Genomic DNA, 23,092 nt, shown 5'->3' with positions numbered 1-23,092 from the left:
AAATAGTTGCTGAATAGAGAGTTGCATTTTTTGTCACGCTATAGACAATAAAAAGAGGTTTAACTTAGAAAATAACGGTTTGAAATGATCAACAAAGAGCGGTTGTTACGAGATAATCGTTTATGTAAAGCAATCATTGGATTATCAGTCGAAGAATTGAAAAATTTAGCCGCTGAATTTTCAGCTTGTTATTTGATTTATCGGAAAAAGAATCGAAAAGATCACGAGCGGCAGATGGGTGCAGGGCAGAAAGGATTTATCCCAACCCCATTAGATAAACTGCTTTTTATTTTATTGTATTTAAAATGTTATCCGACCTATGATTTGCAAGGACTTCTTTTTGGTTTAGATAGAACACGGGTATGTCGCTGGGTAAAAATATTATTGCCGGTTTTAGAGATGACCTTGGGGCGAGAATGTGTTTTGCCCGCTCGTCAAATTCGCTCTGCTGAGGAATTTTTTCGCGCCTTTCCTGGAGTTAAAGACGTCTTTATTGATGGGACAGAGCGACCTGTCCAAAAGCCTAAGAATCTGCGTCGGCGAAAAAAAATGTATTCGGGAAAGAAAAGACAGACCACTCGAAAAGGGCTTATTATGACTGACGAAACGAGGAAAATTGGATTTATCCCCATGATCAAAAATGGGCGCCGTCACGATAAACGCTTACTCGATAAAGTCGATATAATTCGCCATATTCCCCCTGAGGTAACCATCTGGGCTGATACCGGTTTTCAAGGTATAGATAAACAGCATCCTAATACACAAATCCCAAAAAAAGGAACTCGAAAAAGACCTTTATCGCCTGAACAAAAACAAGAAAATAAAATAATCTCGGGCATCCGTATTACGGTTGAACACGCCATCGCGGGTATCAAGCGCCTCGGTTGTATGACCCAAATTTTACGGAATCGTAGACCCTTTATTGATGATACCTTTTTACTCCTTAGTGCCGGTCTTTGGAATTTCCATCTCAGAACAGCCTAAAATTTACTTCAATCACCGAAATACCCTTATTTCACTATTAAGCAACACGCTTGTTGTGTGTATTGGTAACCATCGTGGCGATAGTCCTTGCGCCAGCAGAGCCGCCACTAACGTTCCACGCTTCGCTGACTAGGCTACGTTTTATCGTCCGCTCAATATCTGGCTCCTTAGGCCGACACCAATAGCGATAACTGCTTCGGTGAACATTAAAAATACGACACAAAGTTTTCACCGGATAAAGCACTCTTAGCTTTTCAACTACCGAAAATTTTTCAGTGAGTCGGACATTAAGAGCGCAGTAGCCTTTTTTAAGATGTCATTCTCCATTTCCAGCCGGTGGATTTTTTTCTTCATTTCTCTGAACTCAATTTGTTCAGGTGTTAATGGCAGACCAGGCGATGTTTTCCCTTGACGTTCTAAACGAAGGGCTCTTACCCACCGGCTAATCGCTGAAAGACTGACGTTCATGCCTTTCGCGGCTTCCTGGTAGGTGTAATTTTGGTCAAGGACTAATTTGGCGGTTTCACATTTAAATTCAGCAGTAATTATTTTACTCATTTCGGCACCTATAAAAATTATGAGGTAAGCATATCACCTCAACTTAGGTGGCCAAATTTAGTATGCCACTACAGCTCGATAAAAAAAGATGTGGAACAGTATCCAGATGCTTACCAAAAGGAACGGGCAGAGCGATTCGGTGTTTGTAAAAAGACTATTTGGCAATCCCTTAAAAAGCTGGGATTAACCTATAAAAAAAACTCTATTCCATCCAAAAACCAACGAAAGCGACAGGCTGGCACATCAGCAAAAAAGACAACAGTATGAAAAAAAAGATAAATCTGTTGTTTTTATTGATGAAAGTGGTTTTTCACATGACACTCCACGAACTCACGGCTATTCCCCAAAAGGTCACCGTTGTTTTGGCCTGAAAAACTGGGGTGCTAAGGGAAGAACAAATGTTATAGCTAGGCGACTTAATTTTGATTACAGCATATGTATTAAAAACAGGTCATCGATAGTGCATCCTGTTTCCATCTTTTTACGTTTAGCTTGAGACCATTTATGTTCTATAGGATTTAAATCTGGTGAATACACAGGCAAATATTCTATCTGGTGTCCTGCGTTTATAATTGCCTGTTCAATATTCTTACCTTTGTGAAAGCTAGCGTTGTCCATAAAAATAACAGAATTTTCAGGAAGTTCTGGGAGCAATATTTTTGTGATCCAAACATAAAAAACATCACGGTTAATATTGCAATCAAATAATCCGATAGCAAAAAGGGTTGTTCCCAATAAAGCGCCAATAACATTTGTTCTTCCCTTAGCACCCCAGTTTTTCAGGCCAAAACAACGGTGACCTTTTGGGGAATAGCCGTGAGTTCGTGGAGTGTCATGTGAAAAACCACTTTCATCAATAAAAACAACAGATTTATCTTTTTTTTCATACTGTTGTCTTTTTTGCTGATGTGCCAGCCTGTCGCTTTCGTTGGTTTTTGGATGGAATAGAGTTTTTTTTATAGGTTAATCCCAGCTTTTTAAGGGATTGCCAAATAGTCTTTTTACAAACACCGAATCGCTCTGCCCGTTCCTTTTGGTAAGCATCTGGATACTGTTCCACATCTTTTGCTAAAGCATTTTTATCGAGCTTCCTCTTACGTGGCGTTGAATTTTTTGGCTCTGGTCGTTTAAGCCAACGTACTAAAGACGCTTTTCCAATACGGAATTGTTTCGCAGTTTCTCGAATTGTTAAACCTTCGGCTTTCCTTACAGATATTACTTTACGTCGAAAATCAATTGTATAACTCATAACACACCTTGTAATCAAAATTAAGTCGCCTAGCTATATTGGCGCTTTATTGGGAACAACCCTTTTTGCTATCGGATTATTTGATTGCAATATTAACCGTGATGTTTTTTATGTTTGGATCACAAAAATATTGCTCCCAGAACTTCCTGAAAATTCTGTTATTTTTATGGACAACGCTAGCTTTCACAAAGGTAAGAATATTGAACAGGCAATTATAAACGCAGGACACCAGATAGAATATTTGCCTGTGTATTCACCAGATTTAAATCCTATAGAACATAAATGGTCTCAAGCTAAACGTAAAAAGATGGAAACAGGATGCACTATCGATGACCTGTTTTTAATACATATGCTGTAATCAAAATTAAGTCGCCTAGCTATATCTGAAAAAATAACTCTTTATCAATAAAATTGGCATGTAATCAAAAATGCTATTGCTGAGCAGATCAGGGATTTATTAGTATACCCAAATTAGGTTTGTGCGAAACTCGTGGTTTTAACTCGGTTTTGATTGCATTGTTGATAGTTGGCTCAGCAAGTATTTTGTTAACCGCAGTATCTGATACTTTTTCAGTAACAAACCATTCACCATTGTAACATACACGTAAATCCAGTATCCCAATATCCTTAAAGCGGTATGTTGGTTTGATATCAAACAGTAATGCAGCGGCGAGCAAAAGAAAAAATAGTCACGAGTTTCACACAGGCATATAAAATTCCAGAAATGGCTTAAAAGCAATGGTTAATTTGCAAGTTACTAAAACGTATAAATTTGTTTAAATTGCAATAAGTTGCTTTTAATTTATAAGATTTTGTCTATTTATATATTATGCTGAATTAAACTTAAAAATAGAGCGTTTTTTTATTGGTGCGAAACTCGTGTGATAATTACATGAAGTTTGAAACCAAAGAACCATCCTGTTGAGGTTTTTCCTCGTTCAGCTATCCCATCGAAGACTTTATGCCGGCGGATCCGTAAGTTATCACACACAGCTATCGGAGTAGAATCGGCAACCGACAGACCCGTGCACTTTCCCTTAATTGACTCAAACAGTGCCGTTAAAGCTAAGGCACTGCGCGGAAGTAACTCTACGCAGCGTGAATATGATGGCAAGTTAGGAAATTCCTTCCTGAGATATAAACGGACATAATAGAGATAAAATACCTTGAATTGGCTGAATCGGAGTTGATGAAACAAAACAACCAGTGTCATCATTTCAGCCAATGGAAGCTGAGTAGACCGTCTACGACGCTTACTACCGTTATTCAGCAAAATTTCATGCATTTTTGGCTCGAAGTCTTTACAAAAATCATCCATCAGGCAATAAAGTTCAGTAAGATTTTCCATCATTGTTTAACAATGCTCTACTCTTTAACCAGATTGTTAGAGTATTTTAACGAAATATGCGCATTCAACTATTTGAATAGCAAGACTTTCACTTTATTTCTTATCCCGAACTCAGGTTATTATTACGGTTTTGCTGTTTATTTATTTGGCAGAGATTTTCATTCAGGATTACTTTTATCATATCTATGATATTTACCTTAATTGATTAGATTTATAGATGAATCTAAACTCTGAGACTAGTATATTAAATTGCTTGAGTTATCGACATATTTTTTTTTCTCTTAATTTTAAACAAAATTTCCATTGATTAGGAATTGTCCTAAACAGAAAAAAAATTTATATTTATGAATTTATTTAGATCATTTTGATTTTTTTATTAATTTATTGGGTTAACGAAGAATATTCTTGAAAAAATTCGATTTTTTTCTTAAACAAAAGCATAAAACTATTGATATTATTAACTACTCGTGCGTTAATGGGAGGAAGCCTAATAAACAGATCTATTTTATTTACGACATTAAGTTAATGTGTTATGAGTAGCGTTATCCTTGATAGCCTTTCGACCGTTTCTTGCTGAGTGCTTCCATGAATTAAATAGTGATGTAGGCTTTTGTATACCTGCCGAAAGCGGCAATGTTTATTAGTTATATAGGAAAAGGCACATGTCTGACAAAATGAAGGGTCAAGTGAAGTGGTTTAACGAATCTAAAGGCTTTGGTTTCATCACTCCTTCTGATGGTAGCAAAGATGTATTCGTTCACTTCTCTGCCATTCAAGGAAATGGATTCAAAACCCTAGCTGAAGGGCAAAATGTAGAATTTACTATTGAAGATGGTTCGAAAGGCCCAGCTGCAGCGAATGTAACTGCTCTTTAAGATTAGTTAAATAAATGGATTTCTTGAAGCCTGTCGTGCAAGCGGCAGGCTTCTTTATTATTTTGTAGTAAAATTTTTTGGTACAACATTCTATTTTTTGGCATAACCGATGAAAATCAATGATAGCGTTTTAGTAAAAACTGATGGCGAGCAGATGCGAAAAGGTATTATTCGATTAATAGAACCTTTTAATGAGGGGATAATGTATTTAATTGAGTTGCCTGAATATCCTACTGGTATTTGGTTTTTTTATGAGAATACAGCAAGTGAAGGTATTTATGTGATACCAAAAGAGAGTGACTAAATATAAATTAACATCTTCCTAACCTAGTGAATTATTATTTCTGCACTGAATATCTTTGTCATAGTTAAAGGTTTTTTAAAGCTGACTAAATTGATAATTGTTTCGATAAATAATTTATAACTAAATATGGTTTATATGCTTATAAGACAAGGCATTGTTTACTAAAAAATTATTATTGGCATTATATTTTAAAAATATTTATTTTATTATTTGTATTATATATTCTAAATTATAACCTCTCTATTAAGAATATCTTTATTTTATAAAACTTTTTTATATTAAAAATAATATATTTTTCATCGTAAAATAAGTGATTTTTTATATAAAAATATCTTCAATGTTATTTTTGGCCTAAAAATTTATTAAATTAGTTTTTTTATTTAATTAATATATTGAATTATATGTATTTTTTTTGGAGTTCATTATGACATGAGTTTCGCACAGACATATAAAATTCCAGAAATGGCTTAAAAGCAATGGTTAATTTGCAAGTTACTAAAACGTATAAATTTGTTTAAATTACAATAAGTTGCTTTTAATTTATAAGATTTTGTCTATTTATATATTATGCTGAATTAAACTTAAAAATAGAGCGTTTTTTATTGGTGCGAAACTCGTGTTGAATTAATTATCAAGTTACTATATATAATATAACGTCAAAATTATAACGTAATATCAAAAAATAACAGTTTCATGGTGTTGAAAAAATAGTAATATTGAATAAATTTTACTATTTTTCATTTTCATAATTGAGGGTAATTTTGTTTAGCTGGATTTTTCTGTGATAAACAATTTCCTGAGATAAAGGAAGGAACAAGTATGATGAAGAAATTGACAGTAGTCAGCCTGGTTTTCTTGAGCGCAGCAGCACAGGCGCAGTCTCATCTTGACCGAGTGATGAAAACGAAAACATTAACGGTTTGCGCAACGGGTGATTATAAGCCTTATACTCATTTACTGCAGGATGGTAAATATGAAGGGATTGATGTGGCACTGATGGAAAATCTGGCCACCAGTCTAGGAGCAACAGTTAAATGGCAAAAAACCACCTGGAAAACATTAATGGAAGATTTTCGCAGCAAACAGTGTGATATTGCTGTTGGTGGTATCTCTGTCATCTTAAAGCGTCAACAGACTGCTTGGTTATCTGCCCCAATCGCGGTTGATGGTAAAATCCCATTAGTACGGTGTGATGATAAAGCAAAATACCAAACTATTGAGCAACTCAATAAACCAACAGTACGTTTGATTGCTCCGTTTGGTGGTACTAACGAGGCGTTTGTTCAGCGTTATTTACCGAAAGCACAGTTACAACTGACTCATGATAATGCAGCAATATTCCAGCAAATTATTGATAAAAAATTTGATGTAATGGTTACCGATGCATCAGAAGCGCTTTATCAACAAAAGCAGTATCCAAAATTATTGTGTGCGCTTAATCCGAAAAGACCGCTGCAATACATTGAGAAAGCTTATATGCTGCCACGTGATGATATGAGTTGGAAGCTATATGTAGATCAATGGTTACACCTAAATAAAAAGACCGGTGTTTATCAGGATATTGTTGCTGAATGGATAGCGATACCTAAATAAAGCCTATTGCTTATAGCTAGGCGACTTAATTTTGATTACAAGGTGTGTTATGAGTTATACAATTGATTTTCGACGTAAAGTAATATCTGTAAGGAAAGCCGAAGGTTTAACAATTCGAGAAACTGCGAAACAATTCCGTATTGGAAAAGCGTCTTTAGTACGTTGGCTTAAACGACCAGAGCCAAAAAATTCAACGCCACGTAAGAGGAAGCTCGATAAAAATGCTTTAGCAAAAGATGTGGAACAGTATCCAGATGCTTACCAAAAGGAACGGGCAGAGCGATTCGGTGTTTGTAAAAAGACTATTTGGCAATCCCTTAAAAAGCTGGGATTAACCTATAAAAAAAACTCTATTCCATCCAAAAACCAACGAAAGCGACAGGCTGGCACATCAGCAAAAAAGACAACAGTATGAAAAAAAAGATAAATCTGTTGTTTTTATTGATGAAAGTGGTTTTTCACATGACACTCCACGAACTCACGGCTATTCCCCAAAAGGTCACCGTTGTTTTGGCCTGAAAAACTGGGGTGCTAAGGGAAGAACAAATGTTATTGGCGCTTTATTGGGAACAACCCTTTTTGCTATCGGATTATTTGATTGCAATATTAATCGTGATGTTTTTTATGTTTGGATCACAAAAATATTGCTCCCAGAACTTCCTGAAAATTCTGTTATTTTTATGGACAACGCTAGCTTTCACAAAGGTAAGAATATTGAACAGGCAATTATAAACACAGGACACCAGATAGAATATTTGCCTGTGTATTCACCAGATTTAAATCCTATAGAACATAAATGGTCTCAAGCTAAACGTAAAAAGATGGAAACAGGATGCACTATCGATGACCTGTTTTTAATACATATGCTGTAATCAAAATTAAGTCGCCTAGCTATATCAGGCGAAGTGGCTTTATTAATTTAAAAATAAGATAAATTTGTACCGGTTATGGTATAGAATTAAACGGATTTAGCGATCTAGTATTAAATAAAGAATTAAAGTTATCGGAGAAAGCGATTTTAAAACTATTATTTTCCAGCTAATGTAAGCAATATCAGCGTTAATTGACCGAGAATATCATTAAATATTTTCTCGGCATATTTGGTCACAATGGTTGTTAACAGCGGTAATAAATAAATACCAATTAAAAGTGTCAGTGGGAAACCGACTATAAGCCATAATAAAAAATAATTCCGGCTGATTGGGCAACTAATATAAAACTTTTGCTATTTAATGATGATGATAGCAGCGGAATGGTTTGAAAACTATCTGCTAACAGTGACAACAGCCAAAGATGAATATCGAAAGAGAGAAACAATAGTAGTAATAATAGATTCACAAAACGCGCTATAATTGGCATATTGGCGCCGGCTGATGGATCAACGAATAATGCAAAAGAGAGCCACATTTGCATGCCTAATATTTCCCATGCATAACGAACGATGGCAAAGGCAATTTGCATCGTCAGTCCCATTAATAAACCGATTAAAACTTGTTGTATTAATATCCAACAACCTATGACAGAAAAGAGAGGAATTTGTTTTTCAGCAAAAAAAGGTGCAATACTAAATAGGGTTAATATTCGCACAAATGGCCAAAATAGTTGGTTAACATAAATATAAAAAAAATCGGTCGTAAAAGTGATCATCATTAACCAATAAATTGCGGTAGTTGAGTGATTAACTGACGGGTATACTCGATAAATAGTTCTAACATTCATGGGCCGGCTACTGTCGCGGTAATAAAAACAGCGATAATTTTAGGAATGAAAGAGAGGGTCATCTCATTAATTTGGGTGGCTGCTTGCAATAAACTAATAATTGAATCGCTGATCAACGCTGCCAGCAAAAGTGGTGGTGCTAATGCTATAGCAACTTTCATCCCATCAATACCAAGCCCCATCACTGTTTCCGGTGTCATTTTTACTCCTAATTAACCTGAGTTCGGGATAAGAAATAAACACGAGTTTCGCACAGGCATATAAAATTCCAGAAATGGCTTAAAAGCAATGGTTAATTTGCAAGTTACTAAAACGTATAAATTTGTTTAAATTACAATAAGTTGCTTTTAATTTATAAGATTTTGTCTATTTATATATTATGCTGAATTAAACTTAAAAATAACCTGAGTTCGGGATAAGAAATAAAGTGAAAGTCTTGCTATTCAAATAGTTGAATGCGCATATTTCGTTAAAATACTCTAACAATCTGGTTAAAGAGTAGAGCATTGTTAAACAATGATGGAAAATCTTACTGAACTTTATTGCCTGATGGATGATTTTTGTAAAGACTTCGAGCCAAAAATGCATGAAATTTTGCTGAATAACGGTAGTAAGCGTCGTAGACGGTCTACTCAGCTTTCATTGGCTGAAATGATGACACTGGTTGCTTTGTTTCATCAACTCCGATTCAGCCAATTCAAGGTATTTTATCTCTATTATGTCCGTTTATATCTCAGGAAGGAATTTCCTAACTTGCCATCATATTCACGCTACGTAGAGTTACTTCCGTGCAGTGCCTTAGCTTTAACGGCACTGTTTGAGTCAATTAAAGGAAAGTGCACGGGTCTGTCGGTTGCCGATTCTACTCCGATAGCTGTGTGATAACTTACGGATCCGCCGGCATAAAGTCTTCGATGGGATAGCTGAACGAGGAAAAACCTCAACAGGATGGTTCTTTGGTTTCAAACTTCATGTAATTATCAATCATTTGAGTGAAATACTCAGTTTTCGACTTACACCAGGAAACACAGATGATCGGAAACCATTACCTGAGCTGATAAAAGATCTTTCTGGTTGTTTGCATGCGGATAAAGGGTATTTATCGGCTTCACTGAAACAGCAACTGAAAACAATGGGAATTAACCTTATAACGAATATCAAGAAGAAAATGAAGCCTGTTGAACAGACTTGTTTCGACAAAGTCATCTTGCGTCATCGTTCTGTCATTGAAACGGTATTTGATGAGTTAAAAAATCTTTGTCAGATAGCGCATACGCGGCACCGCTCTCCTGCTAATTTTGTAGTGAATTTATTAGCCGGGCGGGTTGCATATTGTTTAATTCCATCTAAACCAAAGATACCTGTGGCAGGAACATCTCTTCAAGCATAATTGATAATGCTTATCCCGAACTCAGGTTAGATAAGTAAAAAAAGCCCGTTTTATATCACTATTTACGCCATTATTTGCCCTCTCAATTTCGGATAATAAGCGCCTGTTATCAATGACAGGTGCCTACGATGAACGATCTCTACACCCAGGATGGGATAATTGAAAAAAATGTACTATTGGAACGCTATATTCCTTTAGTACGTCATGAAGCCACGAGTTTCGCACCAATAAAAAAACGCTCTATTTTTAAGTTTAATTCAGCATAATATATAAATAGACAAAATCTTATAAATTAAAAGCAACTTATTGTAATTTAAACAAATTTATACGTTTTAGTAACTTGCAAATTAACCATTGCTTTTGAGCCATTTCTGGAATTTTATATGCCTGTGCGAAACTCGTGGCATTAAAACTGCAAGTTAGATTACCGGCTAGCGTAGACTGGATGATTTAATTCAGGCTGGCGGTATTGGTCTGCTGGAAGCATTAGAGCGGTTTAATGCTATGCAAGGTACCGCTACCACTTATGCCGTGCAACGGGTTCGTGGCGCGATGTTAGATGAATTACGCGCCCGCGATTGGGTACCGCGTAGTGTGCGCCGTATGGCGCGGGAAGCGGCCAAAGTAATGCAGCAGCTTGAGCAAGCGCTAGGCCGGCCGGCGGCCGAGCAGGAGATTGCTGATAAGTTGAATATCGGTCTGCCGGAGTATCAGCAGTTATTGCAGGATAGCAACAATAGTCAATTATGCTCTTATGATGAGTGGCATGAAGTGCATGGTGAGAGCTGTGAACGGATTATTGAGGTTGACGATGAGCCGAAATCCGCTGCAAACTTTAATAGCAACTGATTCGCAAAAATATTATAAAGGCGATAGAATGTTTGCCTAAAAGGGAAAAAATGGTTTTGACGCTCTATTATCAAGAAGATCTGAACCTGAAGGAAATAGGCGCGGTGTTGAATGTCGGGGAATCCCGCGTCAGCTCCAGCTACATAGCTAGGCGATAAAACGGCTACGAGCGCGCTTAAATCCAGATAAATAATATTTTTTATTTTTTTGTTTACGATTTACACACAGGGCTTATCTAAATATGTCTGTTTCTAACCAAAAGAAGCGGCCGCTCAGCCGTTATATTAAAGACTATAAACATAGTCAAATTCACTGCGCACACTGTAACAAAACCCTTGATCGGATTTCATTGGTGTTTAATGATCAAATTCTGAATAAAGAAGCGATTTCAGCTATGACCGAGCTGATTGATGGGCAAGCTTGGGCCGAATTACAGCATAGATTTACCGCGCTATGTCGTTTTTGTAGTAAAATTTATTGTAATAGTGATACTGGCTATTTTGATATTATGTCGTTTAAACAGTATCTGTTTAAAGAGACTGAAATGAGCCATAGTACCGTACGCGAATATGTGGTGCGGCTACGTCGACTGGATGAGTTGTTAAGTGAAATGCAATTTCAGCTCGCTGAATTGGAGATTGAAAAAATTCAGGCTCAGATGCAGGATAAAATGACCGACTCTGCCTTTAGTAATTACAATATTGCTTTGCGTAAATATGAGCAATTCTTAGGCTGGCGGGCTGGTCACTCAGCATAACGTTGCTATGGATAGAAACTAAATTATTTCACAGTTATTAGATAAATAAAGCCTTAGCAAATCGCTAAGGCTTTATTGTTACCAATGAAAAATTATTCCAGTGTCATTAAACTGGCATTGCCGCCGGCCGCCGCAGTATTGACACTGACAGCTCGTTCATGGACTAAACGCTCAAGTAATAACTGGTTGTCACCGGATAGATATCCTTGCACGGAAATAATTGGCCCGTCACGCTCAGCCACTGCCTGACAAATGGTTTGTAACTGATGGCTAGCGCCATGATAAATAACTCCATCAAATTGGCAGTCGGCTAGTTGCCAATTATCAGTTAGCCTGATCATCTGGTTGACTAAATCAGGCAACTCTGCGAGCAAATGCTGCTGGATGGCATTATTTGGCCATAGCAGGTGACATCCCATCGCTAATACCGCTGCCAGCTGGATCACTGCATCCGCTTCTGTTTCCGCCAGACATAAAATCCGCCCACGTGGCACTAGCCTATAACTATTATGCTCTCCGGTTGGACCGGGCAACTCACTGCAGATGCCGGTTGCGGTCAATTGCTGATAGTGGTCAATAATAGCAGCAATTGTTGCATGATGGCGGTTTTTTGCCCAATCACAGAAGGCAGCAAAGGGAGTTAATGGCTGCAATGATGGTTGGCAATGTTTTAGTGGATAGCGATTATCTGGTGGCGTAAGCAGTTTATCAATGATGGTAGCTGGCCTTTGGGTGAGCAATCGATAGAGATAAAGCGGGCCACCGGCTTTTGGCCCAGTACCCGATAATCCTTCACCGCCAAAGGGTTGTACCCCAACCACTGCACCGACCATATTGCGGTTAACGTAAATATTACCTACTTTGGCCGTCTGGCAAACGTCGGCAATAGTTTCATCAATACGGCTATGTAGCCCTAAAGTTAAGCCATAACCTGAGTCATTAATTTGTTTGATCAGGCTGGTTAGTTGATGGCGCTTAAAGCGTAAAATATGTAGTACCGGGCCAAAAATTTCTTTTTTCAGTTCATTAAAATGGTCAATTTCAATTAAGGTGGGTCGGACAAAGGTGCCTTGTTGCCATTGATTATCATCCTGTTGGCTAGGTTGCTCAGCCTGATAAATGGTTTTCCCTGCTTGACGCATTTGTGCAATGTGTTGTTCGATATTCTGCTGTGCTTCGCTATCAATGACAGGGCCAATATCGGTTGCCAGCTGGCTAGGATCACCGACTCGGTATTCGGCCATTGCGCCTTTTAACATCGTCAGTGTGCGTTCAGCGACCTCTTCCTGGATACAAAGAATACGTAGGGCAGAGCAGCGCTGACCGGCACTATCGAAGGCTGAAATGATAACATCATTGACAACTTGCTCCGTCAGTGCGGATGAGTCAACAATCATGGCATTTAAGCCACCGGTTTCGGCAATCAGTGGAATGGGCTGTTGCTGAACATTGAGTCGGCCGGCAAGATTATGCTGGATCAGTTTGGCCACCTGGATTGAACCGGTAAACATCACACCGTCTGTCCGCTTGTCACTGATCAGTTTTGTACCCACTTGCTCGCCGCTACCGGGCAGCAGCTGAAGAACATCACGGGGTATGCCCGCCTGGTGCAGTAACTCAACCGCTAGCATGGCAATAATCGGTGTCTGCTCTGCCGGTTTGGCCAATACGCTATTACCGCTCGCTAAAGCGGCAGCGATTTGGCCGCTAAAAATCGCCAGTGGAAAATTCCACGGACTAATGCAAACCACCACACCCAGTGGCGAATAGCTTTCATTATTGAAATTTTCACTGATCTGTGCGGCGTAGTAACGCAAAAAATCGATCGCTTCGCGCACTTCAGCAATGGCATTACTAAAGGTTTTGCCGGCTTCACGGATCAATACGCCAATTAGACGGGAGAATTGCTGCTCCATCAGGCTAGCCGCTTGTTGCAAAATGGCCGCTCGTCCTATGACGGGGGTCGTCGCCCAGCGAGTAGCTGCGTTAGTAGCAATTTCGAACGCATGCTCGACGTCGGTTAGGCTTGCTTCGTGGACATAGCCGACGATATTGTCAAGATTAGCCGGATTAGTGATCGGCTGTCGGGCTGAAATTTCATCCGGCGAAGGCGGTTCTCCTGCCAGTAAAGGTTTAACCTGATAACAGAGTGGGGTAGTCAGTAGGGTCTGTGCCAGTGCCGCCAGGTGATGTTCGTTAGTCAAATCAATACCAATAGCATTGAGGCGCTTGGTGCCATATAGCGCACGAGGCAGTGGGATTTGTGGGTGTGGCAAACCCAGTTGGCCTGCCGTTTCAGCCGCCGCCAGCACTTGTTGCACTGGATCAGCCACCAATTTATCTAATGGAATATTAGGATCGGCAATCTGATTAACAAATGAAGTATTTGCGCCATTTTCCAGTAAGCGGCGCACCAGGTAAGCCAACAAGGTTTGATGACTACCGACTGGCGCATAAATACGACAGGGGCGATTAAGTTTACCTTCGGCGATGGCGCCGACAACTTGTTGATATAGCGCTTCGCCCATGCCATGTAAACATTGAAATTCATATTGGCCAGGATAATAATTTTCACCAGCCATATAATAAATCGTGGCTAAGGTATGGGCGTTATGGGTGGCAAATTGGGGATAAATTAAATTGGGCACCGACAGCAATTTACGCGCACAAGCCAGATAACTGACATCAGTATAAATTTTTCTGCTATAGACAGGGTAACCTTCAAGACCATTTATTTGCGCGCGTTTAATTTCACTATCCCAATAAGCGCCTTTTACCAGTCGGATCATCAAACGGTGCTGACTGCGTTGCGCTAAATCTATAATTTCATCGATAACATAGGGGCAGCGTTTTTGATATGCCTGAATGACAAAGCCAATTCCATCCCAGCCGGCTAGTTGCGGTTCGAAACACAGCTTTTCTAACAGATCGAGGGAAATTTCCAATCTATCAGCTTCTTCAGCATCAATATTAATGCCAATATCGTAATGACGTGCTTGTAAGGTTAATGTTAACAGACGAGGGTAAAGCTCAGACATCACCCGCTCATATTGAGCCCGGCAATATCTTGGATGGAGCGCAGACAGTTTAATGGAAATTCCGGCACTGGCATAAATGCTTTTGCCGTGGGAAGCTTTACCAATGGCATTAATCGCTTGTTGGTAAGCAGCCATGTAGGTTTTGGCATCTTCATCGGTTAAGGCTGCTTCACCTAACATATCATAAGAGTAGCTAAAACCTTTATTTTCCATTTTATGCGCATTACTTAGTGCTTTTATGATGGTTTCACCAGTGACAAATTGCTCACCCATTAGCCGCATTGCCATATTCACAGCTTGACGAATAATGGGTTCACCACTTTTACTAATGATCCGGTTAAGAGCACTGGTAAGTTTATTTTCATGATGGCTGGCAACTAATTTCCCCATAATTAGCAAACCCCAGGTGGCAGCATTAACAAATAATGATGAACTCTGTCCAATATGTGACTGCCAGTCACCACCACTAATTTTGTCGCGGATCAATATGTCACGGGTAGCGTTATCGGGGATGCGCAGCAGTGCTTCAGCCAGGCACATAAGCGCAATCCCTTCTTGCGACGAGAGAGAAAATTGTTGTAATAGACTCTGTACTAAACCAGAACGGCCAACACTATTTTTTTGCTGGCGTAGATTTTTTGCTAGCTGATAGGCTAGTTGATAAGCCGCTTGTGTCTGATTTTCTGGTTGCTGTGCCTGTTGCAATAATAGAGGTAATAGCTGTGTTTCAGGTAATCGATAGGCTGCAGTGATTGCTGAACGTTTTGCGGATTGAGGTAAAATATGCTGTGCAAAATTTAAAAAGGAGGGTTTTCCTGTTTTAGGGCATATTGCGATGTCGCTAGATGAATTTTCTTTTTCATTAACTTTGGTAGCCGAGAATTGAACCATAGCTTCCTCATTATCAAAGTGTCTAAGATAATTAAATATTGCCTGTCCTGTTAACTAATCGATCTAAGCTCCAGGCGTTGTAAAGTTGTTTCAATACCTTATCTGGTTACTTTATCAACAGTAAGAATGACTGCAGTTATGCGGCGACTCATTCTTATTCTTCTGATGATTGTTAGAAGTCGGTGATTTAACAATATCCTTTATGTTTTAATTTGGTGCAATATTGTTAACTAATGAAAGTGTTAGAAATGTGAAATAAATCTATTTTTGTATTAATTAAAATAGATTTTATTATAAGTATTGTTATATATTGCTGAAACATAAATAAAAAAATATTAAATTAATTAATATTATAATTATTTAACTAAATCACGAGTTTCGCACAGGCATATAAAATTCCAGAAATGGCTTAAAAGCAATGGTTAATTTGCAAGTTACTAAAACATATAAATTTGTTTAAATTATAATAAGTTACTTTTAATTTAAAAGATTTTGTCTATTTATATATTATGCTGAATTAAACTTAAAAATAGAGCGTTTTTTTATTGGTGCGAAACTCGTGTTGGAGTTCCTTCTTCTGAGATGTCTAACTTGTTCAGTTGTTTGTTATGGTTAACAATCCTGTTTTTCCTCAGCGTGGTTACCCAGACCCAACCATGAGAGCGAATTGATTTCAGATTATCCAGACTAGAATACCAGGCATCCATCACTACCGCTTCTGGTATGATCCCTCTTTTTTTAGCAAGAGCGAGCATTTCGGAAAAGTGCGTGTTTTTTGTTTTTCCATCGGAATCTTTATCATAAATACGATAATCAATAGGAATTGATTCAACAGTTGTTAGATTATGCCAAAGTAAATTAACTAAACCTATGCCAGCAGTAACATCAAGTTCATTACCTGAATATTGATAATGGACCATCTCTATTTTTTTACTACATGTTTTGGCAATCAATGTATCATCGGCAATTAGTACGCAAGGGCTTTTTTTGTCTATAGAACACAAGTTTCGCACAGGCATATAAAATTCCAGAAATGGCTTAAAAGCAATGGTTAATTTGCAAGTTACTAAAACGTATAAATTTGTTTAAATTACAATAAGTTGCTTTTAATTTATAAGATTTTGTCTATTTATATATTGTGCTGAATTAAACTTAAAAATAGAGCGTTTTTTTATTGGTGCGAAACTCGTGTAGAAGGTTGAACTAATTGCCATAGGTCTTTAGGTTGAAAACATTTACTTTTTAGCCATCGGCTAATAGTGTCATGAGATAAAGGCGATGGACTTACTTCTGATAACGCCAAACCAGAGTATCTTACACTGCTTACTTGTAAGAATGTTTTATATATATTTTTAATGCATGGATAAACTAACAAAATATAAACACCCTAATTTTTTCTTGTTTTGAACTTTATACTTCTTTTTTGGAGATTGCGAAACTCGTGTTTCTGTCTTGTGGCAACGCATGAATCGCTACGGTGGTGCTTTAGCCGGTATGCTGGTCGGTGCCATAACGGTATTGATATGGATGCAATATAAGTGGTTTGGTTTGTATGAAATTATTCCCGGTTTTATTTTTGCCTCAATCGCCATTGTTGTCGTTAGCCTGTTAACTACCGGACCTAGCCAGAGTGCAGTGAAACGCTTTATTAAAGCGGAAGCTGAGTATAAAGCCAGCCAATAAGTCGCAACAATAGACGCGCTAAATTTATCGCTTTGTAAGCTAATGTATCGACGTTTTTATATAACCCGATCAACAGCAATGATTTCATGGCTTGATACTATTTTTAGCCGCTAACTATTTTATCGGTTAACTTGAAAATGGTGGTTTTAGGCAAACCACCATGTTTAGTTTAATTAGCAGAAGTTTTACGTTTTTTAACCTGAGTTCGGGATAAGAAATAAAGTGAAAGTCTTGCTATTCAAATAGTTGAATGCGCATATTTCGTTAAAATACTCTAACAATCTGGTTAAAGAGTAGAGCATTGTTAAACAATGATGGAAAATCTTACTGAACTTTATTGCCTGATGGATGATTTTTGTAAAGACTTCGAGCCAAAAATGCATGAAATTTTGCTGAATAACGGTAGTAAGCCGTCGTAGACGGTCTACTCAGCTTTCATTGGCTGAAATGATGACACTGGTTGTTTTGTTTCATCAACTCCGATTCAGCCAATTCAAGGTATTTTATCTCTATTATGTCCGTTTATATCTCAGGAAGGAATTTCCTAACTTGCCATCATATTCACGCTACGTAGAGTTACTTCCGTGCAGTGCCTTAGCTTTAACGGCACTGTTTGAGTCAATTAAGGGAAAGCGCACGGGTCTGTCGGTTGCCGATTCTACTCCGATAGCTGTGTGATAACTTACGGATCCGCCGGCATAAAGTCTTCGATGGGATAGCTGAACGAGGAAAAACCTCAACAGGTTGGTTCTTTGGTTTCAAACTTCATGTAATTATCAATCACTTGGGGGAAATACTCAGTTTTCGACTTACACCAGGAAACACAGATGATCGGAAACCATTACCTAAACTGATAAAAGATCTTTCTGGTTGTTTGTATGCGGATAAAGGGTATTTATCGGCTTCACTGAAACAGCAACTGAAAACAATGGGAATTAACCTTATAACGAATATCAAGAAGAAAATGAAGCCTGTTGAACAGACTTGTTTCGACAAAGCCATCTTGCGTCATCGTTCTGTCATTGAAACGGTATTTGATGAGTTAAAAAATCTTTGTCAGATAGCGCATACGCAGCACCGCTCTCCTGCTAACTTTGTAGTGAATTTATTAGCAGGGCTGGTTGCATATTGTTTAATTCCATCTAAACCAAAGATACCGGTGGCAGGAACATCTCTTCAAGCATAATTGATAATGCTTATCCCGAACTCAGGTTTTTTTAGCAATTTGATAACCAATTAGTAACATTGTAAACCAAATGGGTACCGCCAATAGCGCCTGGCGAGTATCTTTTTCTAAGGTTAGCAATATTAAAACAAACACAAAAAATAGTAGGCAAACCCAAGACATAACAATGCCATCTGGCATTTTATAAATCGAAGTTTGATGTCGATGCGGTTGTTTTTTGCGATAAGCCAGATAAGCACACAGGATCATACTCCAGATAAACATAAAAAGGATCGCAGCTACGGTGGTGATCAGGACAAAAACCCGCATAACATCGGGAATAAAATAGATCAATACCACCGCCATACTAAGGCAGCAGCAGGTAAAACATAATCCCTTAACTGGCACTGCTTTATTCGATAATTGACTAAATTGGCTGGGGGCATTTGCTTCCTTGGCTAGCCCAAATAACATCCGGCTGGTGGAAAAGACGCCACTATTGGTAGAGGAAGCGGCTGAAGTCAGCACCACAAAGTTGACAATACTGGCCGCAGCCGGCACACCAATTAAGACAAACAACTCGACGAATGGGCTCTTATCGGCAGCAATCTCACGCCAAGGGGTGACTGACATAATAACCACTAAAGAAAGGACATAAAAGGCGATAAATCTAAACGGAATGGCGCTGATCGCTTTTGGTAACACTCGATTTGGATCGCGCGTTTCTGCAGCGGTGGCGCCAACGATTTCAATACCAACGAAAGAGAAGATGGCTAATTGGAAACCGGCAAAAAAATCGTTAATGCCCATGGGAAAGATGTCATCATTCCACAGGTGGCTGAAGGATGCAATATGACCGGTAGGCGTTTTAAAGCCGATAATCACTAATATTACGCCAATCAAAATAAAAAAGACAATGGCAATGATTTTGATAATTGCAAACTAAAATTCTGTTTCACCAAATAAGGAAACCGAGACCAGATTAAGGGTTAATAACAATAGTATGCAAAGTAATGAGGTCAGCCAGGGCGGAAAATCAGGTGCCCAGTAACCAATATAGGCAGTAATAGCAACAATTTCTGCGATTGCAGTGATCACCCAACAAAACCAATAAGTACCAGCCAACGAAAAAGCCGGCCCATGGGCCTAATAGTTCAGCACAAAAATCACTAAAGGATTTATAATTTAAATTGGAAAGGAGTAGTTCCCCCATGGCCCTCATTACGAAAAACAAAACAAAGCCGATAATTAAATAAACACGAGTTTCGCACCAATAAAAAAACGCTCTATTTTTAAGTTTAATTCAGCATAATATATAAATAGACAAAATCTTATAAATTAAAAGCAACTTATTGTAATTTAAAGAAATTTATACGTTTTAGTAACTTGCAAATTAACCATTGCTTTTAAGCCATTTCTGGAATTTTATATGCCTGTGCGAAACTCGTGATAAATAATAATAAGGGACGGGCCAGCTAAAGAGATAGCTTTGCCTGAGCCCATAAATAATCCTGTGCCTATGGCACCACCTATAGCAATCAGTTGAATATGGCGATTTTGTAAACCTTGTTTGAGTTGTCCTTGATCTATGTTTGTTACCGATGATAATGGTTTGTCGTTCATAGATTGTCCAATGTTGTTTTCTTTTATTCAGCAAGGGTTAGCGGGTTATTATTTTAAAAATATCATTATTTAACTTATGGTGACACAATTATAGCAGGATGGAGGATGATATTGATTTAATTAGCTTGGTCTCTAATAATTAATTGCCAATTTTTTATATTCTTTAATAAATAAAATTTGTATAAATAACTTTATTTAAATGATAAGCAAAATAACGGTTTTTTATCAGCTAATTCCAGCAATTGAAATTTTAAGCTGATTTTTTTGTTAACTATCAAGATGATATAATTATTTTTATTTTGTTGTTAATTACCTTTTAACAACAGATGCTTAGCAATTATTATACCGCTCATTTATTCTGTTTACCACTGTTTTTAACTAACTAAGATAATTTAATTTTATCGATATCATACGACTTTCATTATTCGTTACACCCTGATATATATAACGACAAAAATAATGAAAAAGGTATCAATGATGAAAAAATATATTGCCAAAATAGTGACAGCGGTTGCACTTTTTTGGTTGGTCATTGCCCAAAATTGGGCGGCGGAGAATAAAGTGACCGTTTTTGCTGCCGTATCGTTAACCAATGCCTTAAATGATATCGTAACGCAATATGAAAAGGATCATAATACTAAAATTATTGCATTATATGCTTCCTCTTCAACGTTAGCCAGACAAATTGAACAGGATGCTCCGACCGATATTTTTATCTCTGCTGATCAACAATGGATGGATTATGTGCAACAGAAACAACTTATGGTTAATGCCAGTCGCCATACTTTGTTAGGTAATAATTTAGTTCTTATTGCGCCAATAAATTCAGCACTAAAACCAATCACAATTAGCAAAAAAACTGATTGGCGCACACTTGCCAATGGTGAACGAATTGCCGTCGGTGATCCTGATCATGTCCCTGTTGGTATCTATGCTAAACAGGCACTAGTTTCTTTAGGCGCCTGGAAAACCGTTGATACTATGTTAGCTAGAACCAATAATGTTCGCAGTGGTATGGCATTAGTTGAGTTGAATGAAGCATCATTAGGCATAGTGTATGGCTCTGATGTGGGGGTGAGTAAAAAGGTTAAAGTAGTTGGCATATTTCCAGAGAACAGTTATAACGCTATCGAATACCCGATGGCAATTGTTAAAAATCATCAGACTAATCAGGTTAACGATTTTTTTGCCTATTTAAAAACGCCGGCAGCAGCGGCAATATTTAAACATTATGGTTTTAGTCCATTATAGGAAATTAATTCTTGCATATGCTAAGTGAATATGAGTGGCAAGCTATTATTTTAAGCTTAAAAGTATCAAGTGTTGCAGTATTGGTGAGTCTGCCTTTAGGGATATTAATGGCCTGGATCTTGGTGCGTTGTCATTTTCCGGGCAAAACATTACTCGATAGTCTGATCCATTTACCTTTAGTATTACCGCCAGTAGTGGTAGGTTATCTACTCTTACTGTCATTTGGTCGCCATGGGGTAATAGGTGAATGGCTATACGATTGGTTTGGATTTAGTTTTACCTTTAGTTGGCGAGGTGCTGCTTTAGCTTCTGCCATCATCGCTTTTCCATTGTTGGTTAGAGCAATAAGATTAGCATTGGAAGGGGTTGATAGACGCCTTGAGCAGGCCGCCCGAACATTGGGTGCTAATCCATTACGGGTTTTTTTTACCATCACCTTACCGCTCATCTTACCGGGAATTATTGTTGGTATGGTTTTGGCTTTTGCTCGTTCATTAGGTGAATTTGGTGCCACGATTACGTTTGTTTCTAATATTCCAGGTGAAACCAGAACCATTCCATTAGCCATGTATACTCTAATTGAAACACCAGGCGCAGAAATAGCTGCAGCTCGTTTATGTATTATTGCTATCATCTTAGCCTTGCTATCGTTACTTTTTTCTGAATGGTTAACTCGCTGTGGCAGAAAACGTTTGGGGGCAATGTGTTAGCTTTTCGTCTACAACACCAGCTAGGGGATTTATCGCTCTATGCCGATACCACACTTTCGACTCAAGGGATCACCGCTATTTTTGGCGTTTCCGGTGTTGGCAAAACCTCCCTGATAAACATGATAGGTGGGCTTACCAGACCTGATAAAGGACAGATTATCTTTAATGATCGGGTTTTAGTCGATACGGATAAAGGTCTGTTTGTACCACCAGAAAGGCGTAAAATGGGTTATGTTTTTCAAGATGTGCGCCTGTTTCCACATTATAGCGTTAAAGGTAATTTGCAATATGGCATGTCTGGCGCAATGAAATCACACTTTGATGATATTGTTCAATTGCTCGGTATTGAAATATTATTGCCGCGCTTGCCAGCTATGTTGTCAGGTGGCGAAAAACAACGAGTGGCTATTGGCCGCGCATTATTAACCGCGCCTGAATTATTATTAATGGATGAGCCATTAGCTTCGTTAGATTTACCACGCAAAAGAGAGTTACTTCCCTATTTGGAAAAGTTATCGCAAGATATCCAAATCCCTATTCTCTATGTCAGTCATAATCTGGATGAAATAGTCCGGCTGGCTGATAATGTAATTGTTATGTCAGCAGGTAAAATTGAGGCAGTCGCGCCGTTAGCTGATATTTGGTCGAGCAGTGTTTTACGTCCCTGGTTACAAGCTGATGCATTAAGTAGTATCTTAAATGTTAAGGTGATCGAGCATCATACCCTTTATATGATGACATCGGTTGCTATATCGGATCAACGATTGTGGCTTCCCCAGTTGCAATTCCAATTAGGTCAATCGGTTCGGATCCGTATTGATGCCGCAGACGTTTCTTTAACCTTACATAAGCCAACGCAAACGACTATTCGTAATATATTAAGGGGCAAAGTAATGGAGTGCATTGATGACATCGAGCAAGTGGATGTTAAGTTAGCAATAGATAGCCACTTTATCTGGGCTAGGATCACGCGCTGGGCAAGAGATGAGCTAGAAATAAAGCCGGGTAAATGGGTTTATGCCCAAATCAAGAGTCTATCGCTAACTCGTCGGCTTTAATTCTATTGATGATGCAATATTTGCGAACAAAGATTGTTAGCCAGTTG

18 protein-coding genes and 12 pseudogenes are annotated in these 23,092 nt (G+C 38.2%); 18 read left to right on the top strand and 12 right to left on the bottom strand.

What is annotated here, in order from left to right; all coding sequences use genetic code 11:
• Positions 1-84 precede the first annotated feature (84 nt).
• On the top strand, positions 85-984 hold the full coding sequence (locus tag AYJ55_RS10595) for a transposase family protein (RefSeq protein ID WP_063653812.1): 900 nt from the start codon (positions 85-87) through the stop codon (positions 982-984).
• Between the two features lie 64 nt (positions 985-1,048).
• On the opposite strand, the pseudogene AYJ55_RS33020 reads toward AYJ55_RS10595, so the two are convergent.
• Positions 1,049-1,542, bottom strand: a pseudogene (locus tag AYJ55_RS33020) (transposase); the annotation flags it as partial.
• A gap of 30 nt (positions 1,543-1,572) precedes the next feature.
• Here AYJ55_RS33020 and AYJ55_RS28680 point away from each other — a divergent pair.
• A complete protein-coding gene (locus AYJ55_RS28680) occupies positions 1,573-1,809 on the top strand; it encodes an IS630 transposase-related protein (protein WP_162505461.1) in 237 nt (78 codons plus the stop codon).
• On the top strand, positions 1,733-2,038 hold the full coding sequence (locus AYJ55_RS35890) for a transposase (protein WP_425393794.1): 306 nt from the start codon (positions 1,733-1,735) through the stop codon (positions 2,036-2,038). The genes AYJ55_RS28680 and AYJ55_RS35890 overlap by 77 nt, the downstream gene beginning before the upstream one ends.
• Here the strand turns inward: AYJ55_RS35890 and AYJ55_RS10580 are convergent.
• Together AYJ55_RS10580 and AYJ55_RS10575 are read right to left on the bottom strand one after the other, a co-directional pair.
• Positions 1,969-2,457: an IS630 family transposase gene (locus AYJ55_RS10580; protein WP_063653499.1), complete on the bottom strand. Its 489-nt coding sequence runs from the start codon at positions 2,455-2,457 to the stop codon at positions 1,969-1,971. The genes AYJ55_RS35890 and AYJ55_RS10580 overlap by 70 nt on opposite strands.
• On the bottom strand, positions 2,426-2,791 hold the full coding sequence (locus AYJ55_RS10575; RefSeq protein ID WP_063653415.1) for an IS630 transposase-related protein: 366 nt from the start codon (positions 2,789-2,791) through the stop codon (positions 2,426-2,428). Before AYJ55_RS10575 ends, AYJ55_RS10580 begins: the two co-directional genes overlap by 32 nt.
• On the opposite strand from AYJ55_RS10575, the gene AYJ55_RS10570 reads away from it, so the two are divergent.
• Complete coding sequence (locus AYJ55_RS10570) at positions 2,790-3,149, top strand: transposase (protein ID WP_063654074.1); 360 nt, start codon at positions 2,790-2,792, stop codon at positions 3,147-3,149. The genes AYJ55_RS10575 and AYJ55_RS10570 overlap by 2 nt on opposite strands.
• An 88-nt stretch (positions 3,150-3,237) precedes the next feature.
• Here AYJ55_RS10570 and AYJ55_RS10565 read toward each other — a convergent pair whose 3' ends face one another.
• Together AYJ55_RS10565 and AYJ55_RS10560 are read right to left on the bottom strand one after the other, a co-directional pair.
• On the bottom strand, positions 3,238-3,468 hold the full coding sequence (locus AYJ55_RS10565; protein ID WP_063656235.1) for a YlaC family protein: 231 nt from the start codon (positions 3,466-3,468) through the stop codon (positions 3,238-3,240).
• 206 nt (positions 3,469-3,674) lie between these two features.
• A pseudogene (locus tag AYJ55_RS10560) lies at positions 3,675-4,139 on the bottom strand (transposase); the annotation flags it as partial.
• Positions 4,140-4,801: 662 nt separating this feature from the next.
• On the opposite strand from AYJ55_RS10560, the gene cspE reads away from it, so the two are divergent.
• The 5 genes from cspE to AYJ55_RS10535 all read left to right on the top strand — a co-directional run bounded on the left by cspE (position 4,802) and on the right by AYJ55_RS10535 (position 7,783).
• Positions 4,802-5,014: a transcription antiterminator/RNA stability regulator CspE gene (gene cspE / locus AYJ55_RS10555; RefSeq protein ID WP_026823671.1), complete on the top strand. Its 213-nt coding sequence runs from the start codon at positions 4,802-4,804 to the stop codon at positions 5,012-5,014.
• A gap of 109 nt (positions 5,015-5,123) precedes the next feature.
• Complete coding sequence (gene dsrB / locus AYJ55_RS10550; protein ID WP_063656233.1) at positions 5,124-5,318, top strand: protein DsrB; 195 nt, start codon at positions 5,124-5,126, stop codon at positions 5,316-5,318.
• Positions 5,319-6,137: 819 nt separating this feature from the next.
• A complete protein-coding gene (locus AYJ55_RS10545; RefSeq protein WP_063656232.1) occupies positions 6,138-6,911 on the top strand; it encodes a transporter substrate-binding domain-containing protein in 774 nt (257 codons plus the stop codon).
• Between the two features lie 49 nt (positions 6,912-6,960).
• A complete protein-coding gene (locus AYJ55_RS10540; RefSeq protein ID WP_063653415.1) occupies positions 6,961-7,326 on the top strand; it encodes an IS630 transposase-related protein in 366 nt (121 codons plus the stop codon).
• Positions 7,250-7,783: an IS630 family transposase gene (locus AYJ55_RS10535; RefSeq protein ID WP_342668160.1), complete on the top strand. Its 534-nt coding sequence runs from the start codon at positions 7,250-7,252 to the stop codon at positions 7,781-7,783. The genes AYJ55_RS10540 and AYJ55_RS10535 overlap by 77 nt, the downstream gene beginning before the upstream one ends.
• A gap of 155 nt (positions 7,784-7,938) precedes the next feature.
• Here AYJ55_RS10535 and AYJ55_RS10530 read toward each other — a convergent pair.
• A pseudogene (locus AYJ55_RS10530) lies at positions 7,939-8,558 on the bottom strand (flagellar biosynthetic protein FliR).
• 2 nt (positions 8,559-8,560) lie between these two features.
• Positions 8,561-8,830, bottom strand: a pseudogene (locus tag AYJ55_RS10525) (flagellar biosynthetic protein FliQ).
• Between the two features lie 319 nt (positions 8,831-9,149).
• On the opposite strand from AYJ55_RS10525, the pseudogene AYJ55_RS10520 reads away from it, so the two are divergent.
• From AYJ55_RS10520 to fliZ, 4 genes and pseudogenes are all read left to right on the top strand, one after another.
• Positions 9,150-10,020 (top strand): annotated as a pseudogene (locus AYJ55_RS10520) (IS982 family transposase).
• 128 nt (positions 10,021-10,148) lie between these two features.
• Positions 10,149-10,286 carry a hypothetical protein gene (locus AYJ55_RS33015; RefSeq protein WP_245677323.1) on the top strand — a complete coding sequence of 46 codons (138 nt, stop codon included), beginning with the start codon at positions 10,149-10,151 and terminating at the stop codon, positions 10,284-10,286.
• Positions 10,287-10,387: 101 nt separating this feature from the next.
• Positions 10,388-11,020, top strand: a pseudogene (locus tag AYJ55_RS33010) (RNA polymerase sigma factor FliA).
• A gap of 90 nt (positions 11,021-11,110) precedes the next feature.
• The gene (gene fliZ / locus AYJ55_RS10510; RefSeq protein WP_063656228.1) at positions 11,111-11,626 is read left to right on the top strand and encodes a flagella biosynthesis regulatory protein FliZ; all 516 of its coding nucleotides are present in this window, start codon (positions 11,111-11,113) and stop codon (positions 11,624-11,626) included.
• Between the two features lie 92 nt (positions 11,627-11,718).
• On the opposite strand, the pseudogene putA reads toward fliZ, so the two are convergent.
• From putA to AYJ55_RS28670, 3 pseudogenes are all read right to left on the bottom strand, one after another.
• Positions 11,719-15,609, bottom strand: a pseudogene (gene putA, locus AYJ55_RS10505) (trifunctional transcriptional regulator/proline dehydrogenase/L-glutamate gamma-semialdehyde dehydrogenase); the annotation flags it as partial.
• A 509-nt stretch (positions 15,610-16,118) separates the two neighbouring features.
• A pseudogene (locus AYJ55_RS10500) lies at positions 16,119-16,553 on the bottom strand (transposase); the annotation flags it as partial.
• 197 nt (positions 16,554-16,750) lie between these two features.
• Positions 16,751-16,930, bottom strand: a pseudogene (locus AYJ55_RS28670) (IS701 family transposase); the annotation flags it as partial.
• A gap of 68 nt (positions 16,931-16,998) precedes the next feature.
• Between AYJ55_RS28670 and AYJ55_RS10495 the strand changes: the two are divergent.
• Together AYJ55_RS10495 and AYJ55_RS10490 are read left to right on the top strand one after the other, a co-directional pair.
• Positions 16,999-17,238 (top strand): annotated as a pseudogene (locus AYJ55_RS10495) (sodium:proline symporter); the annotation flags it as partial.
• A gap of 314 nt (positions 17,239-17,552) precedes the next feature.
• Positions 17,553-18,424: pseudogene (locus tag AYJ55_RS10490) on the top strand (IS982 family transposase).
• A gap of 21 nt (positions 18,425-18,445) precedes the next feature.
• On the opposite strand, the pseudogene AYJ55_RS10485 reads toward AYJ55_RS10490, so the two are convergent.
• Together AYJ55_RS10485 and AYJ55_RS10480 are read right to left on the bottom strand one after the other, a co-directional pair.
• Positions 18,446-19,661, bottom strand: a pseudogene (locus AYJ55_RS10485) (amino acid permease); the annotation flags it as partial.
• Between the two features lie 167 nt (positions 19,662-19,828).
• Entirely contained in the window at positions 19,829-20,026 is a 198-nt protein-coding gene (locus AYJ55_RS10480) for a hypothetical protein (RefSeq protein ID WP_063656218.1), read from the bottom strand.
• A gap of 477 nt (positions 20,027-20,503) precedes the next feature.
• On the opposite strand from AYJ55_RS10480, the gene modA reads away from it, so the two are divergent.
• The 3 genes from modA to modC are packed head-to-tail and all read left to right on the top strand — an operon-like array spanning position 20,504 to position 23,045.
• Positions 20,504-21,277 (top strand): molybdate ABC transporter substrate-binding protein, encoded by a 774-nt coding sequence (gene modA / locus AYJ55_RS10475; protein ID WP_063656216.1) that lies wholly within the window; start codon positions 20,504-20,506, stop codon positions 21,275-21,277.
• A 17-nt stretch (positions 21,278-21,294) separates the two neighbouring features.
• A complete protein-coding gene (gene modB / locus AYJ55_RS10470; RefSeq protein ID WP_063656214.1) occupies positions 21,295-21,987 on the top strand; it encodes a molybdate ABC transporter permease subunit in 693 nt (230 codons plus the stop codon).
• Complete coding sequence (gene modC, locus AYJ55_RS10465) at positions 21,942-23,045, top strand: molybdenum ABC transporter ATP-binding protein ModC (protein WP_162505458.1); 1,104 nt, start codon at positions 21,942-21,944, stop codon at positions 23,043-23,045. The genes modB and modC overlap by 46 nt, the downstream gene beginning before the upstream one ends.
• Positions 23,046-23,092: the final 47 nt, after the last annotated feature.

Origin of the sequence: Candidatus Arsenophonus triatominarum, assembly GCF_001640365.1 — a bacterium.
Taxonomy (GTDB): Bacteria; Pseudomonadota; Gammaproteobacteria; order Enterobacterales; family Enterobacteriaceae; genus Arsenophonus; species Arsenophonus triatominarum.
Note: the sequence above shows the minus strand (reverse complement) of the source record. Positions and strands in the feature narration are given on the sequence as shown.